At 58.1% G+C, this 17,150-nt stretch carries 10 protein-coding genes; 4 read left to right on the forward strand and 6 right to left on the reverse strand.

Annotation, left to right across the window (positions count from 1 at the left end):
* Positions 1-55 precede the first annotated feature (55 nt).
* Together L3069_RS02435 and L3069_RS02440 are read left to right on the forward strand one after the other, a co-directional pair.
* Positions 56-1,192: a lactonase family protein gene (locus L3069_RS02435; RefSeq protein WP_038415171.1), complete on the forward strand. Its 1,137-nt coding sequence runs from the start codon at positions 56-58 to the stop codon at positions 1,190-1,192.
* 19 nt (positions 1,193-1,211) lie between these two features.
* Positions 1,212-3,122, forward strand: coding sequence for a transcription antiterminator (locus L3069_RS02440; protein ID WP_023305322.1), 1,911 nt, complete (start codon positions 1,212-1,214; stop codon positions 3,120-3,122).
* Positions 3,123-3,154: 32 nt separating this feature from the next.
* On the opposite strand, the gene nrdG is transcribed toward L3069_RS02440, so the two are convergent.
* The 5 genes from nrdG to treR all read right to left on the reverse strand — a co-directional run bounded on the left by nrdG (position 3,155) and on the right by treR (position 10,425).
* A complete protein-coding gene (gene nrdG / locus L3069_RS02445; protein ID WP_022646867.1) occupies positions 3,155-3,619 on the reverse strand; it encodes an anaerobic ribonucleoside-triphosphate reductase-activating protein in 465 nt (154 codons plus the stop codon).
* A gap of 105 nt (positions 3,620-3,724) precedes the next feature.
* The gene (gene nrdD, locus L3069_RS02450) at positions 3,725-5,863 is read right to left on the reverse strand and encodes an anaerobic ribonucleoside-triphosphate reductase (RefSeq protein WP_022646868.1); all 2,139 of its coding nucleotides are present in this window, start codon (positions 5,861-5,863) and stop codon (positions 3,725-3,727) included.
* 373 nt (positions 5,864-6,236) lie between these two features.
* On the reverse strand, positions 6,237-7,880 hold the full coding sequence (gene treC / locus L3069_RS02455; RefSeq protein ID WP_038415172.1) for an alpha,alpha-phosphotrehalase: 1,644 nt from the start codon (positions 7,878-7,880) through the stop codon (positions 6,237-6,239).
* Between the two features lie 51 nt (positions 7,881-7,931).
* Entirely contained in the window at positions 7,932-9,350 is a 1,419-nt protein-coding gene (gene treB / locus L3069_RS02460; protein ID WP_022646875.1) for a PTS trehalose transporter subunit IIBC, read from the reverse strand.
* A 127-nt stretch (positions 9,351-9,477) separates the two neighbouring features.
* Positions 9,478-10,425 (reverse strand): trehalose operon repressor TreR, encoded by a 948-nt coding sequence (gene treR, locus L3069_RS02465; protein WP_022646876.1) that lies wholly within the window; start codon positions 10,423-10,425, stop codon positions 9,478-9,480.
* Between the two features lie 386 nt (positions 10,426-10,811).
* Here treR and mgtA point away from each other — a divergent pair, with 386 nt between their 5' ends.
* Positions 10,812-13,520: a magnesium-translocating P-type ATPase gene (mgtA, locus tag L3069_RS02470; protein ID WP_126509614.1), complete on the forward strand. Its 2,709-nt coding sequence runs from the start codon at positions 10,812-10,814 to the stop codon at positions 13,518-13,520.
* Between the two features lie 75 nt (positions 13,521-13,595).
* On the opposite strand, the gene L3069_RS02475 is transcribed toward mgtA, so the two are convergent.
* Entirely contained in the window at positions 13,596-14,753 is a 1,158-nt protein-coding gene (locus L3069_RS02475; RefSeq protein WP_023305267.1) for a DDE-type integrase/transposase/recombinase, read from the reverse strand.
* A gap of 90 nt (positions 14,754-14,843) precedes the next feature.
* On the opposite strand from L3069_RS02475, the gene L3069_RS02480 reads away from it, so the two are divergent.
* The gene (locus L3069_RS02480) at positions 14,844-17,147 is read left to right on the forward strand and encodes a beta-N-acetylhexosaminidase (protein ID WP_051979810.1); all 2,304 of its coding nucleotides are present in this window, start codon (positions 14,844-14,846) and stop codon (positions 17,145-17,147) included.
* The last annotated feature ends 3 nt before the right edge of the window (positions 17,148-17,150 follow it).

Consider the following 17,150-nt stretch of genomic DNA (forward strand, 5'->3'; position numbering starts at 1 on the left):
TGGGAAGAGGGTTAGGGTGAGGGGAAACACACCGCACACACCCGAAGGAGCCACCATGCACACCCGTACCCTGCTTGTCGCTTCACTCTCAATGCTCGCCACCGCCGCTGTCGCCCAGACGCAATACGCCTGGGTGGGTACTTATAATCCCAACGGCGAAGGGCTGTACCGTTTTACCGTCGACCCGCAAACCGGCGCGCTCGATAACAAAACGCTGGTGAGCCAACTCCCGAACGCTGCGCAGCTTACCGTCTCGCACGACGGCAAAATGCTCTACCTGGCAAGCGAGGTGGAGCAGGGCGTGGTGCAGGCGTTGCGAATAGGCGATAACGGCGCGCTGAGCGAGCTGAATCAGGTGGCCTCCGGCGGCGCGGGGCCGGTGTATCTTTCCCTGACGCCGAACGGCAAACATTTGCTGGTGGCGAACTACGTCAGCGGATCGATCGCGGTGCTGCCCGTTAACGCAGACGGCAGCCTGGGCGATGCTACGGACACCCATCAGGACAAAGGCGAACCGGGCGCGGCAAAGCCGGAAGCTGCCGTCGAGGGCAGTTTCGCCATCAGCGATCATAACGGCCCTCACGCGCACATGATCGCCGCCGATCCGAGCGGGAAATACGTTTTTTCCACCGATCTGGGGCTGGATCGCATCTATCAGTACCGTTTTGACGATCGAACCGGAAAGCTGACCCCGAACGATCCGCCGTTTATCAGCGCCTCCTCAAAAGGGGCCGGGCCGCGCCACTTCGTCTTTACGCCGAAGGGGGATGCCCTGTGGCTGATTAACGAAGAAGCCTCTACGCTCACCCATTATGCGCTGGACAGCAACGGCAGGCTGCAAGAGGGTAAAACGGTTTCAGCCTTGCCGGACGGTTATAAAGGCACCAGTTTTGCCGCCGGGCTGGCGCTAAGCGCCGACGGGAAACAGCTGTATGTCGCTAACCGTTTGCATAACAGCATCGGGCACTTTACCGTAACGGCGGAGGGCACGCTGACACATCAGGACGATGTCTGGACGCGGGGCGACTATCCGCGCACCCTGACGCTTGATAAGCAGGGGCGCTGGCTGTACGTCATGAACCAGCGCAGCGACAACATTACCCGTTTCCGCGTGGCGCCGGACGGCAAGCTGAGCGCCGAGTCAGACTATACCCCGGTCGGCAGCCCATCCCAGATGGTCATTTCACCCTGAGCAGTAAGAGGACAACGACGTGCGATTTCCGAACCAACGTTTAGCGCAACTTTTCGATCTGTTGCAAAACGAGACGCTGCCGCAGGACGAGCTGGCGCAGCGGCTGTCGGTCTCCACGCGAACCGTCCGGGCGGATATCACCGCCCTGAACGCGCTGCTGGCCAGCCACGGTGCGCAGTTCATTTTGAGCCGGGGCAACGGCTATCAGCTCAAAATCAATGATGTGGTGCGCTATCAACAATTGCAGTCGTCCCACCCGCGCGCGCTGCGTATTCCGCGAACCGGACCGGAGCGTGTGCACTATCTGGTGGTGCGTTTTCTGACGTCAGCCTTTTCCCTCAAGCTGGAGGATCTGGCCGATGAGTGGTTCGTCAGCCGGGCCACATTGCAGAGCGACATGGTGGAAGTGCGCGAGTGGTTTCACCGTTACAACCTGACGCTGGAAACCCGCCCGCGCCACGGCATGAAGCTGTTTGGCAGCGAGATGGCGATCCGCGCCTGCCTGACCGACCTCCTGTGGGAGCTGGCGCAGCAGGATAGCCTTAACCCGCTGGTGACCGACGTGGCGCTCAACGCGGGCGTGGCGGAAAAGATGGTCCCTGTCCTGCACGACGCGCTGACGCGCCATCACATTCGCCTGACCGATGAAGGCGAGCTGTTCCTGCGCCTGTACTGCGCGGTGTCGGTGCGGCGCATCAGCGAGGGGTATCCGCTGCCGGAATTCCACGCTGAAGACGTGGAAGAGAACGTACGCGAGGCGGCGAAAGATATCGCCGTGGCTATCCAGGAGCTGGCGGGCAAAGCGCTTTCACCATCGGAAGAGAGCTGGCTGTGCGTGCACATTGCGGCGCGGCAGATCCAGGAGATCGCCCCCAGCGCCATTAATGCTGACGACGACGAAGCCCTGGTCAACTATATCCTGCGCTACATCAACACCCACTATAACTACAACCTGTTGAGCGACGAGCAACTGCATGCAGATCTGCTCACGCACATCAAAACCATGATTACCCGCGTGCGGTATCAAATCATGATCCCCAATCCGCTGCTGGATAACATCAAGCAGCACTACCCGATGGCGTGGGATATGACCCTCGCGGCGGTGTCGAGCTGGGGCAAATACACGCCGTATGTGATCAGCGAAAACGAAATTGGTTTTCTGGTGCTGCATATCGGTGTCGGTCTGGAGCGCCACTACAACATCGGCTACCAGCGTCAGCCGCGCGTGCTGCTGGTATGTGACGCCGGTAACGCGATGGTGCGCATGATTGAGGCGGTGCTTCAGCGTAAATACCCGCAGATTGAGGTGACGCGCACGCTCACCCTGCGCGAGTACGAACTTGCCGATGCCATCGGCGAAGACTTCGTGATCTCCACCGCTCGCGTGAGCGAAAAATCCAAACCGGTGGTGATAATCGCCCCGTTCCCGACCGATTATCAGTTAGAGCAGATCGGCAAGCTGGTGCTGGTGGACCGTACCCGCCCGTGGATGCTGGAGAAATACTTCGACGCGGCCCATTTCCGCATTCTCGACAAGCCTGTCGACCAGCAAACGCTGTTCCGCGAACTGTGTGGGCAGCTTGAAAGCGAAGGCTTTGTCGGCGCGGAATTTCTGGAATCGGTTATCGAGCGTGAAGCTATCGTCAGCACTATGCTCGGCGACGGCATCGCGCTGCCGCACTCCCTCGGCCTGCTGGCGCAAAAAACGGTGGTCTACACCGTGCTGGCGCCGCAGGGCATTCAGTGGGGAGATGAAACCGCCCATGTCATTTTTCTGCTCGCCATCAGCAAAAGCGAGTACGAAGAGGCAATGGCGATTTACGATATTTTTGTCACTTTCCTGCGTGAACGCGCGATGGCGCGCCTGTGCCAGTGCGAGGATTTTGCGGCGTTTAAGGCTGAGGCAATGGAGAGTGTGAGTCGGTTTTGACGTTCAGGCGGACAGAGGATATCCGCCTTCATTCAACGCAGATGATGCACAACCTGGTTGCTGCTGCCGCGCCAGATAAGCATAGGATCTTTAAGATCCTGCACGAACTTGCCGTCGACCAGGACGTTAATCAGATCCACCACTTCCTTCTGCTGCGCATTCAGTTCATCCAGCTTGTAACCCGTCCAGACCCAGATGTCTTTTCCCGCGCACTCGCGGCGGATGCGTTTTACCAGCTTCAGGATCGCCGGCACGTTTTGCGGATGGAGCGGGTCGCCGCCGGAGAGCGAGATCCCCTGGCGTTTAATGCGCGTGTCGTTCAGGTCGTTGATGATGCGGTCTTCCATCTCAGCGGTAAACGGCATACCCGAGTTCAGGCGCCAGGTGCTTTTGTTATAGCAGCCGGGGCACTCGTGAACGCAGCCTGATACAAAGAGGGTGCAGCGGGTGCCGGGGCCGTTGACGATGTCGACGGGGTAGTACTGGTGATAGTTCATCGCGAATAACCACGCCGGGTGGCGCTGCGCTTACCCGGCCTACAAAAGAGAGCGGTCCGTAGGCCCGGTAAGCGCAGCGCCACCGGGCATTAACGTGGCAGTGGATTACCCGATCTGCCCATTTCCCAGATGTTTCACCCTGCGCTTCACCTCTTCCTGCTTACCGGCGTTAAACGGACGGGCGTCCGGGCTGCCGAGGTAGCCGCACACGCGACGGGTCACGGAGACGCGGGCTGCATCGTGGTTACCGCATTTCGGGCAGGTGAAGCCTTTGCTGGTGCACTCGAACTCACCGGTAAAGCCGCACTCGTAGCACTCGTCGATTGGCGTGTTGGTTCCGTAGTACGGCACGTGCTGATAGCTGTAATCCCACACGTCTTCCAGCGCCTTCAGGTTATGCTGAATGTTCGGGTACTCGCCGTAGCAGATAAAACCGCCGTTCGCGATGGGCGGATAGGCCGCTTCGAAGTCGATCTTGTCGTACGGGTTCACCTTCTTCTCCACATCGAGGTGGAAGCTGTTGGTGTAGTAACCTTTGTCGGTCACCCCTTCCACGATGCCGAACTCGGCGGTATCCAGACGGCAGAAGCGATCGCAGAGGTTTTCGCTCGGCGTGCTGTACAGGCTGAAACCGTAGCCGGTTTCCTCTTTCCACTGGTCTACCGCATCGCGCAGGCGCTGCACAATCGCGATACCTTTCTCACGCAGGGCGTCGTTGTCATAGATGTGCTTGTCGCCAAACAGCGCGTTAATGGTTTCGTGAATGCCGATATAGCCGAGAGAGATCGACGCGCGACCGTTTTTGAAGATCTCCGACACATCATCATCCGCCTTCAGGCGCACGCCGCAGGCCCCTTCCATATAGAGAATTGGCGCGACGCGGGCTTTCACCCCTTCAAGGCGGGCGATGCGGGTCATCAGCGCCTTACGTGCCAGCTGTAAACGTTCATCCAGCAGCGCCCAGAAGGCCGCTTCATTACCTTTGGCTTCCAGCGCGATGCGCGGCAGGTTCAGGCTGATGACGCCCAGGTTGTTGCGCCCGTCGTGGATCTGCTCGCCGTTCTCATCCTCGTACACGCCGAGGAAGCTGCGACAGCCCATTGGCGTTTTAAACGAACCTGTGACTTTTACCACCTGGTCGTAGTTCAGAATGTCCGGGTACATACGCTTGCTCGCGCACTCCAGCGCCAGCTGTTTGATGTCGTAGTTCGGATCGCCAAACTTGTGGTTCAGGCCGTCGCGAATGGCGAACACCAGTTTCGGGAACACCGCCGTTTTACGGTTTTTACCGAGGCCGGAGATACGGTTACGCAGAATAGACTGCTGGATCAGGCGTGATTCCCAACTGGTTCCGAGGCCAAACCCGAAGGTCACAAACGGCGTCTGGCCGTTGGCGGTGTGCAGCGTGTTTACTTCATATTCCAGCGACTGGAACGCGTCGTAGCACTCTTTCTCGGTGCGGGAACGGGCATAACCGTCGGCGTCCGGGATCTGCCACTCTTCCGCCGTTTTACGGTGTTTGTTGAAGCTCTCGGTCACGAACGGGGCCAACACTTCATCAATGCGGTTAATGGTGGTTCCGCCATAGATGTGGCTCGCCACCTGGGCGATGATCTGCGCCGTGACCGCCGTCGCGGTGGAGATGGATTTCGGCGGCTCAATCTCGGCGTTACCCATTTTAAAACCCTGGGTCAGCATGCCTTTCAGGTCGATCAGCATGCAGTTAAACATCGGGAAGAACGGCGAGTAGTCGAGATCGTGGTAGTGGATCTCACCGCGCTCGTGCGCCGAGACTACATCGCGCGGCAGCAGGTGCTGGCGGGCATAGTGCTTGGCGACGATACCAGCCAGCAGGTCGCGCTGGGTCGGGATCACTTTGCTGTCTTTATTGGCATTTTCATTGAGCAGCGACGAGTTGGTTTGCTCTACCAGGCCGCGGATCTCCTGGTTCAGGCGACCGCGTTTCTCACGCTGGACGTCACGGTCGTGACGATACTCAATGTAGGCGCGCGCCAGCTGCTTGTACGGACCAGACATCAGCTGGTTTTCAACCGCGGTCTGGATCTCGTTGATATCCACCTGGCTGCGTTCGTGCATCTGGCTGCTAACGACTTCTGCGACGGTGGCGCAGTAATCTGCGTCATCGACTCCCGCTGCTTTAGCTGCACGCAGAATGGCTTCTTTGATGCGCTCTGATTTAAACGGCACTTTACAGCCATCACGTTTCATCACATGCGGTGTCATGATCACTCCATTTTAAAAACAGGTTATCCACAGAGGTGGAGAAGTATTCACCGGGCGTATTCCTCGCCGAGGCAAAGACTTCCCGCGTGCCCAGCTCGTGTTATCCACAATTCCGGCCAGCGTTCGCGCCGTCTTGTTGTTGGAATAGTAGACGATAAATACAAGATGTTGGGTCGGCGTGCATTTTAAGTGCTACATATAGTGATTTTCATCAAACATGTTTGCGATTTTTTTGATGCAGGACAAAGTAAAAAGACGAGAGTACAAACGGCGGGCGCTGAGGCAATTGTAAAGACGCGAAGGAAAAATCTGATTAATTATTCAACAAAAACAGTAAAGTAAGCCGGACACGGCATCGTGCCCGGCGGAGGAATTACTGCTTTAACCACCACACGGCTTCAAACGGACGAAGCATTGAGGTTTGAGGGCCGGGGTAGTTGCTTATCACCACCTGCGACTCGCCGCTGAGAGCGTCCGCTTGCCATTCCTGAGGCAAATGGCTCAGGTTCGCCACCACCATCAGCGTTTGTGACTGCCATTGACGGCGATAGCACCACAGGGAAGGGTGGTCAGGCAGGAGATCCTCATAATCCCCCCACGTCAGCACCGGCAGGGTTTTGCGCAGGCGAATCAGCGACTGATAGGTGTAGAACACCGAATCGGGGTCGTCCAGCGCCGCGCGGGCGTTCACGGTTTCGTAGTTGTCGCAGACACCAATCCACGGTTCGCCCCCGGTAAAGCCCGCATTGTGCGAGGCGTCCCACTGCATCGGCGTGCGCCCATTATCACGTGACTTACTCGCCAGAATCGCCAGCAGTTCATCCGTATCGCGGCCGTTAGCCCGCTGTTCGGCGAACATATTCAGGCTTTCTACGTCGCGGTAGTCGGTGATACGGCTGAAATGCGGGTTGGTCATGCCCAGCTCTTCACCCTGATAGATATACGGCGTGCCCTGCATCCCGTGCAGCACCATACCGAGCATTTTCGCCGCCGCCACGCGGTGTTCCCCTTCGTCACCAAAGCGTGACACGATGCGCGGCTGGTCATGGTTACACCAGAACAGCGCGTTCCAGGCTTTGTTGTGCATCCCCTGCTGCCAGTGGCGGAAAAGGGTTTTCAGCGCCACAAAATCCGGCTTCGCAAGCGTCCACTTTTCGCCGCCGGGGTAGTCCACCTTAAGATGATGGAAGTTAAAGGTCATCGACAGCTCGCGCCCGTCGAGCGACGCATACTGCTGACAGTTCTCCAGCGAGGTGGAGGACATCTCGCCCACCGTCATCAGGTTGCGCGGCGTAAAGACATCCCGGCTCATCTCCTGGAGATATTCGTGGATGCGCGGCCCGTCAGTGTAGAAACGTCGGCCATCCCCGATGGTGTCGTCCGGGAAATCCTGATCTTTTGAAATCAGGTTAATGACGTCCAGACGCAAGCCGTCCACGCCGCGATCGGCCCAGAACTCGCACACTTTTTTCAGCTCGGCGCGCACCGCCGGGTTTTCCCAGTTGAGATCCGCCTGCTCCGGCGCGAACAGATGCAGATAATACTGCTCGCTTTCGGCATGCCAGCGCCAGGCGTTGCCGCCAAACTTTGAGCGCCAGTTGTTGGGAAGCGCGTCCGGCGTACCGTCGCGCCAGATATAGAACTCACGGTACGGACTCGCTTTATCCAGCGACTCGCGGAACCAGGCGTGCTGCGTGGACGTGTGGTTAAAGACCATATCCAGCACGATGCGGATGCCACGTTCATGCGCCCGGGCAACCAGCTCGTCAAAGTCGTCCAGCGTGCCGTAGGTCGGGTCGATGGCAGTGTAGTTCGCCACGTCATATCCGTTATCCACCTGCGGGGAGATATAAAACGGCGTCAGCCAGATGGCGTCAATGCCAAGGGTTTTCAGGTAGTCAAGGCGCTGCGTTACGCCACGCAGATCGCCGGTGCCGCTGCCGGTGGTATCCTGAAAACTCTTTGGGTAAATCTGATAGATAACGCCGTTCTGCCACCAGTGAGGAAGGGTATTCATAGTACGTTCCTGCAAATGCGAAGGGGCGCAACTGCGCCCCGAAAAAGGGAATTAAACAATCTGCAACGTGCCCTGACGGAACTTACGCTGGTAAACCACGGTAGTCAGCGCCATTGGGATGATAATCGCCACCGCCATCGCCAGCGCAAATACCTGCCAGAATGAAGGCTGAATGGAGAGGATACCCGGCAGGCCGCCGACGCCAATCCCGTTTGCCATTACGCCGTTCAGGCCGCACAGCAAGCCCGCCAGACCGGAGCCGATCATCGCGCAGAGCATCGGGAAGCGATATTTCAGGTTGATACCGTACATCGCCGGTTCAGTGACGCCGAGGTAGGCGGAGATAGCAGCCGGAACGGATATCTCACGCTCGTTGTGCTTACGGCTGACGATGATAATGCCGGTTACAGCGGAGGCCTGCGCAATGTTAGACAGGGCGATGATCGGCCAGACCGGCGTGCCGCCGAGGCTCTGGATCATCTGCATATCGATCGCCAGCGTGGTCTGGTGCACGCCGGTGATCACCAGCGGAGCGTACAGGAAGCCGAACAGTGCGGCGCCAATCGGTGCGAAGCTGCCGGTCATCAGGTGACGGACCGCGAAGGCCACGCCGTCGCCAATCATGCGGCCAAACGGACCGATAAAGGCATGCGCCAGGAACACCGCCAGGATCAGCGAGCAGACCGGGACCACCACCAGATAGAGATAGTCCGGCACGATGCGCTTCAGACGCGTCTCAATAAAGCCCAGCGCCAGACCCGCCAGCAATGCCGGGATAACCTGCGCCTGGTAGCCCACTTTGGCGATGGTAAACAGGCCGAAGTTCCACACCTCTGGCGTTTGCTGACCAAGTAAGTAAGCGTTCATTAACTGCGGAGAGACCAGCGTCACGCCGAGTACGATTCCGAGAATGGGCGTTCCGCCCATCTTGCGCACCGCTGACCAGCAGATCCCGACCGGCAGATAGAAGAAGATGGCTTCGCCAATCAGCCACAGGAAGTCATAGATGCTTTGCAGCGCCGGGTACATCTGCGCCAGGGTTTTGCCGTCGCTCATTGGCACATCGCCGATGACGTTACGGAAGCCCAGAATTAAGCCCCCGCTGATCAGCGCCGGCAGCAGTGGGAAGAAGATCTCCGCAAAATGGGAAATCAGCTGCTCATGCCATTTCATATTCTGGCGCGCTGCCTTCTTCGCCTGCTCTTTATCGGCGGAAGAGTGCCCGGTAGTCGCCAGCAGAGCCTGATAGTAATCGCCCACTTCGGTACCAATCACCACCTGGAACTGCCCGGCGTTGGTGAAGCAGCCTTTAACCATTTTCAACTCTTCAATGGCTTTCGGATTGGCTTTGGCCGGATCGTTCAGCACGAAGCGCAGGCGGGTAATGCAATGGCTGACGGTGGCGATGTTCTCGCGTCCGCCGACCAGGACGATCAGCTGATCGATATCGGCTTGTTTGACTTTACTCATCATGAAACCTCATGACAGATGGTGAAAGGGGTTATGACCTGTGCGCAAGCCTACTCCTTCAACGTGACGGCGAAAATGGGAACGTTCCCGAAATCGGGCGAAGATCACAATAATCCATTCAAAAGAATTATGAGAGGCGGGCTGGAATAACGATCTGACGGGGCTCGGTACGCCCGGTAATTTGCTCGATCAGCTGCGCGGCAGCCTGCCGGCCAGACTCGGCATAACCCGGGTCAACGCTGATAATCTCCGGGTGTAAGAACTTCATCAGCGGCGTGCTTCCCACGCTCGCTAACTGCAGCTCCCCGATGCGTTGCTCCTGCAAATATTTGCTCGCACCCAATGCAAGGGTATCCGTGGCGCACACCAGGGCGGTGGTTTGTGCAGTCAGCACGCTGGCGACCTGCTCATATCCCTGTTTCATACCCAGTCCAGGCAGCGCGGCCACGGCGGGGAGATTGTTTTTTTTACAAAACGCCAGGTACGCTTCATGGCGACGCTTGCCGGTGGTGATGTCGGCATGCGGCACGCCGAGATAGCTGATATGCCGATGGCCCTGTTCATACAGGCGCTGCATCAGGATCACGATTGCCCCTTCGTCATCGTAACAGACAGAGGCAAACCCGCTGGCGTCGCGCGCCAGCAGCACCAGAGACGGCTGCCAGGGTTTAAGCATGTCCTCTTTAAGGCCGGTAAACCCGAACAGCACTACGCCATCAATGTTGCGGCGCTGAAGCATACCGAGATGCTCCTCCACCATTTGCGCGGAAAACTTACTCTCCATCATGATCGGATCGTAGCCCTGCTCGTAGAACGCGGGCAGCATCGTCTGTACGGCGAGGTTTTCGGAGAGGGAATCCAGACGCGAGACAATAATGGCGACCACTTTATCGCTCTGCCCGCGCATGGCGCGCGCGGAGCGGGAAGGGGAAAAACCGTGCTGATTCATCACCGCCTCGACGCGCTCGCGTGTGCGCTCGCTGACACCGCTTTCGTTGTTAAGCACGCGTGAGACGGTCGATTTCCCCACGCCGCTTAAACGCGCGATGTCTTTAATCGTAAGGCGGTTCTGCATGCTGTATTCCCTGTAACAACGATAAAATAATCAATTGAGCCTAATGCTATCCTGCGAATTCGCTATGGGCAAAGTCTGGTTTACGTGCGGTTTATTTACGAGGGGGTATCATACCGCCCGAATAGTCACAAAAGGTATGGTTAAATCCTTATACTGCGCGACGACATCCCATTTTTAACTTACCGGAGGCCACATGGATCCCGATCCCACACCTCTCCTGACCAGGAGAAAACCTTCTTTCCGGTAAGCCAGCCTTTTGCTGTCTCACCGGCGTGAGGCAGCAACGTTCATACGTTCCTGCTTGATAAATTAAGTGCCTGACAGGTACGGCTCTGCCACGCCTGCGGGAAAACTGCGTCCGCCTTTGCGGATGCGGGGGAATGACTATGCTGAAAAATATCACCCGGCAGCTGTTCGCGCAGCTGAGCCGCCACCTGCCACATCGCCTGATTGCGCGCGATCCGCTGCCAAATGCCAACACCCTGGCGGGCGCGGAAATCCCCGCTTCCCTGACCGAGCGCTGCCTGAACGTGGCGGCGATGGATGAAAACGAAGTCTGGCGCGCCTTTGGCGGCCACCCGGAAGGGCTGAACGCGCAAGAAGTGTCAAAAATCCGCGAGGAACATGGCGATAACCAGATCCCGGCGCAAAAACCCTCTCCATGGTGGGTCCACCTGTGGCTCTGCTACCGCAATCCGTTCAACCTGCTGCTGACGGTGCTCGGGATTATCTCTTACGCTACTGAAGATCTGTTTGCCGCAGGCGTAATTGCCCTGATGGTGGGGATCTCCACGCTGCTTAACTTTATTCAGGAAGCGCGCTCCACCAAAGCGGCGGATACGCTGAAAGCGATGGTCAGCAATACTGCCACCGTGTCGCGCGTGATTAACGACCTCGGCGAAAACGCCTGGATTGAACTGCCCATTGACCAGCTGGTGCCGGGCGATCTGGTGAAGCTGGCGGCGGGGGACATGATCCCGGCGGATTTACGCATCATCCAGGCGCGGGATCTGTTCGTCGCGCAGGCGTCACTCACCGGTGAATCCCTGCCCGTAGAGAAGGTGGCGCGGACCCGCGATCCGCAGCAGATGAACCCGCTGGAATGCGACACCCTGTGCTTTATGGGCACCACGGTGGTCAGCGGCACGGCGCAGGCCATTGTCACCGCTACCGGCGGCAACACCTGGTTTGGGCAGCTTGCCGGACGCGTCAGCGAGCAGGAGAGCGAGCCGAACGCATTCCAGAAAGGCATTGGCCGCGTCAGCATGCTGCTGATCCGCTTTATGATGGTCATGACGCCGATTGTCCTGCTGATCAACGGCTACACCAAAGGTGACTGGTGGGAAGCGGCGCTGTTCGCCCTCTCCGTGGCTGTCGGCTTAACGCCGGAAATGCTGCCGATGATTGTCACCTCCACGCTGGCGCGCGGGGCGGTCAAACTCTCTAAACAAAAGGTGATCGTCAAACACCTCGACGCCATCCAGAACTTTGGCGCGATGGACATTCTTTGCACCGATAAAACCGGCACCCTGACCCAGGACAAAATCGTGCTGGAGAACCACACCGATATCGCCGGAAAGACCAGCGAACGGGTGCTGTACAGCGCGTGGCTGAACAGTCACTACCAGACAGGGCTGAAAAACCTGCTCGACGTGGCGGTGCTGGAAGGTGTGGATGAAGAGTCTGCCCGCATGCTCTCCGGCCGCTGGCAGAAGGTGGACGAAATTCCGTTCGACTTTGAACGGCGACGCATGTCGGTGGTGGTCAGCGAGCAGCCGGACGTACATCAGCTGATCTGCAAAGGGGCATTGCAGGAGATCCTGAATGTTTCCACGCAGGTGCGTCATAACGGCGAGATCGTGCCGCTGGATGAGACCATGCTGCGCCGCATCAAACGCGTCACCGATAACCTGAACCGCCAGGGGCTGCGCGTGGTGGCGGTAGCAAGCAAGTTCCTGCCCGCGCGGGAAGGGGACTACCAGCGTATCGATGAATCCGATTTGATCCTCGAGGGTTACATCGCATTCCTCGATCCGCCGAAAGAGACCACCGCGCCGGCGCTGAAAGCACTGAAAGCGAGCGGGATCACCGTCAAAATCCTGACCAGCGACAGCGAGCTGGTGGCGGCCAAAGTGTGCCACGAAGTGGGCCTGGACGCGGGCGACGTCGTGGTGGGGAGCGACATTGAGCACCTGTCCGACGATGAGCTGGCCAAGCTTGCCCTGCGCACCACGCTGTTTGCCCGCCTGACGCCGATGCATAAAGAACGCATCGTCACTCTGCTGCGTCGTGAAGGGCACGTGGTGGGCTTTATGGGCGACGGCATCAACGATGCGCCAGCCCTGCGTGCGGCGGATATCGGTATCTCCGTGGACGGCGCGGTGGATATCGCCCGCGAGGCGGCAGATATCATTCTGCTGGAAAAGAGCCTGATGGTGCTGGAGGAGGGCGTCATCGAAGGGCGTCGCACCTTCGCCAATATGCTCAAATACATCAAAATGACCGCCAGCTCCAACTTCGGTAACGTCTTCAGCGTGCTGGTGGCGAGCGCCTTCCTGCCGTTCCTGCCGATGCTGCCGCTGCACCTGCTGATTCAGAACCTGATGTACGATGTCTCTCAGGTCGCCATCCCGTTTGATAACGTGGACGACGAGCAGATCCAGAAGCCGCAGCGCTGGAACCCCGCCGATCTGGGGCGCTTTATGCTGTTCTTTGGGCCGATCAGCTCCATCTTTGACATTCTGACCTTCTGCCTGATGTGGTTTGTGTTCCACGCCAACACCCCGGAACACCAGACGCTGTTCCAGTCCGGCTGGTTCGTGGTGGGGCTGCTGTCCCAGACCCTGATTGTGCATATGATCCGCACCCGCCGCATTCCGTTTATCCAGAGCCGTGCCGCATGGCCGCTGATCGTGATGACGGGCATTGTGATGGCGCTCGGGATCGCGCTGCCGTTCTCGCCGCTTGCAAGTTACCTGCAACTTCAGGCGCTGCCGCTGAGCTACTTCCCGTGGCTGGTGGCGATCCTCGCGGGTTACATGGTGCTGACGCAGATGGTCAAAGGGTTCTATAGCCGTCGGTATGGATGGCAGTAACGGCAAGCCCGGTGGCGCTGCTGTATGACCGGATACATAGGTAACAGATCAGACCGGGAACATAGGTAACACTTTTCAGTCTATCCGGAGCACACTCTGGGTTTTTCGGTCGTAGTACGCAAGCGTTATTCCATTAAAGATGATGGCCTCCAGGCCATCATCTTGTTCTTCCAGCATGATGTACTCATCAGTCAGCGCTTCACTCAGGAACACCGTCCCCTTTTTCCCCATATAGAGTGTCCCCCTTGATTTCACCCTGTAGACCGTACCTCCTTCCGGATAAGCATATTCAGGAACCCTGCCATCCCAGTGCCGGCCTGAGGGTTGCCATACCGTTCCGGGCGTTGCACCCGCCAGGGCTTCATGTGGCCTTTCATAGTTAAACTCTTCCCGGTAGCCACTGAACCACCGCTGTTGTTCTTCCATCGTCATAAATATGTTGCCCTGTTTTACTGCACTTTTCAGCGAACGATGCATTCGCTCATGACGGCCGTTTTCTTCCGGATGCCCCTTTCTGATGCGTTCCGGTCTGATGCCCAGCTTTATCAGCCAGACTGCAAGGCGACTTAACCCGGCGATACCTGTTCCTGCGAAAGGCTGACCATTATCCGTTCTCAGGACTTCCGGCAGACCGTACTCCAGGAACGCATCCGTCAGGCACTGCCTGACGAAGGGCTCGCTCTCCCGGTCTGCTCCCCGGCAGCTCAGAAGATACCGGCTGTGATTGTCGGTGAGGGTGAAGGGATGACAGTATTTCCGGCTCAGCAGCCTGAACTTGCCTTTAAAATCAGCGCTCCAGACCTGATTGTTCTCACTGATGATGGTCAGGGGCTGGCGATTGCCCGGGGTTCTGCGTTTTCGCTTTTTATCCGGAACCAGGCCTTCACGCTTGAGGATATCGCCGATAGTACTGGCAGCGGGGACGGTAAAATCGACGTGATGATTGAGCAGCCACATCCGCAGTTTTTTGGGGCCCCAGTCAGGGTGTTTTTGCCTCAGGGCCGTAAGCTGCCCGGCGATATCATCAGGAACTGTCCGGGAGTGGGAGTGCGGAGCACGCGACCGGTCAGAGAGAGATGACAGGTCAGAGGGGTCAAAACGCTGAAGCCATTTGTAACCGGTTTTTCGACTGATGCCGAAGAGACGGCAGAGGGCAGAAAAAGAATCCGTACCTGCATGGCAGGCACGGATGAAATCAAGGCGTTGCATAGGTCGCGTCTCAGTCCAGGGCATAGCGAGTCTCCTCTTCTATGCCAGTTATAACTGTTACCCATGTATCCGGTCTAAAGTGTTACCCATGTTTCCGGTTCATACCTTCCCTTAATGCCCTGGCCTGCGAAGGTTGAACGCCCGACCACGCAGGGTGCGCTGGTGCTTAACAATCAACTCACCGTGAGCGTCAGCGGCGACGATCTGGGGGATGCGGTCAACCGCCTGCGCCAGCGCATCGCCCTGCAAACTGGCTGGACGCTCCAGCCGCAGGCCGAAAAACCTGACAAGCCAACCATCCGTATTTCCATCGCTAAAAAGGTGAAGCCGCAGCCGCTGCCGGACAGCGATGAGAGCTATAAACTCACGGTGGACGCCAACGGCGTAAATATCTCCGCCAACACCCGCTTCGGCGCGCTGCGCGCCATGGAAACCTTGCTCCAGCTGATGCAGAACGGCGCCGAAAACACCTCGATTCCGTGGGTTAGCATTGAAGATTCGCCGCGCTTCCCGTGGCGCGGGCTGCTGCTCGATTCAGCGCGCCATTTCATCCCGTTACCCGATATCAAACGCCAGATCGACGGCATGGCCGCGGCTAAGCTCAACGTCCTGCACTGGCATTTGACGGACGATCAGGGCTGGCGCTTTACCTCGAAGCGTTATCCAAAATTAACCCAGCTTGCCAGCGATGGGCTGTTCTACACCCCGGAGCAGATGCGCGAGATTGTGCGTTACGCTGCCGAGCGCGGCATACGCGTGGTGCCGGAAATTGATATGCCGGGCCACGCCTCGGCGATTGCCGTCGCCTACCCGGAGCTGATGAGCGCGCCGGGGCCGTACGCCATGGAGCGCCACTGGGGCGTGCTTAAGCCAGTGCTGGATCCCACCAAAGAGGCGACCTATACCTTTGCCAACGCGATGGTCAGCGAACTGGCGGCGATCTTCCCGGATCCGTATCTGCATATTGGCGGCGATGAGGTTGACGACAGCCAGTGGAAAGCGAACGCTGCGATCCAGAGATTCATGCGCGACAACAAACTGGCGGACAGCCATGCGTTGCAGGCGTATTTCAACCGCAAGCTGGAGACGATCCTTGAGAAGCACCACCGGCAGATGGTTGGCTGGGATGAGATCTACCATCCCGATCTGCCGAAAAGCATTCTGATCCAGTCCTGGCAGGGACAGGACGCGCTGGGGCAGGTGGCGCAGAACGGCTATAAGGGCATTCTTTCTACCGGTTTCTACCTCGATCAGCCGCAATCCACCGCCTACCACTACCGCAATGAAATTGTGCCGCAGGGGTTGAACGGCGTGGATGTGATAGCAGACACCGACAGCGTCCAGAGCTGGGCTTTCTCGATGCCGCGTCTGAAAGGCAAGCCGGTGGAAGGCAGCTTTACGCTGGTGAAAGGCGATGCTGGCTGGCGCGGATTCATTGATTTTGCCGGGAAATCGCGTCGGGCGGTGGATAACATTCAGTGGCGGGACGACAATCAGGTAACGTTTACCGTTGATACCTGGATGGGTGAAACGCGTCCGGTCGTTTCTGTTGAGAACGATAAGCTCAGCGGCTATTTCCTGGTGGGTAACGCCCGCTACCCGATTAGCGGCACGCGTCTGGACGAGGTGCCGAAAGGCGTTCCGCCGGTGGTGCCGGACCCGGCGAACGAGGCCAATCTGCTCGGCGGTGAAGCCGCGCTGTGGGCGGAAAACGTGGTCGCGCCAGTGCTGGATATCCGTCTGTGGCCGCGCGCCTTTGCGGTGGCGGAGCGGCTTTGGTCGGCGAAGGACGTCAACGACATCGACAACATGTATACCCGGCTACAGGCGATGGACAGCTGGTCCACGGTATCGGTTGGGCTACAGCAGCATACCCAGCAGCAGATACAGTTCACGCGCCTCGCTAACAATGCGGATACCTTGCCGCTGCAAATCCTCGCCCAGGCGCTTGAACCGGCGCAGTATTACACCCGTCAGCATCTTAAGTTCCAGGCCGGAAACTATCATCAGTTTGAGCCGCTCAACCGGCTCGCTGACGCGCTAAACGCGGAAAGTGCGACCGTGCGTCAGATGAATAAATGGGCTGATCGTCTGGTGAGCGACGCGGAAGACACGGAGAGCGCCGACGCGCTGCGCCACGTCTTTAACCGCTGGCAGAACAACACCAGCGACGTGCTGGCCTTGAGCGAAAACAGCTATCAGTTGAAGGCCATCAAACCGGTGATTCAGGAGGTGGACAAGCTGGCCTCGATTGGCCTGCGGCTGACGGATCTGGTGGCACGTCAGGGAACGCTGGATGATAAAGAGATCGCGTCGATCCAGAGCGAACTGGATAACGCGGCGAAAATCCAGGACGAGGTGGTGATTGCGGCGGTGTACCCGCTGGAAACGCTGCTGCGTGCGACGCAGAATCAGTAGAAA

This window comes from Enterobacter cloacae complex sp. ECL411 (genome assembly GCF_021869665.1).
In the GTDB taxonomy this organism is placed as follows: domain Bacteria; phylum Pseudomonadota; class Gammaproteobacteria; order Enterobacterales; family Enterobacteriaceae; genus Enterobacter; species Enterobacter intestinihominis.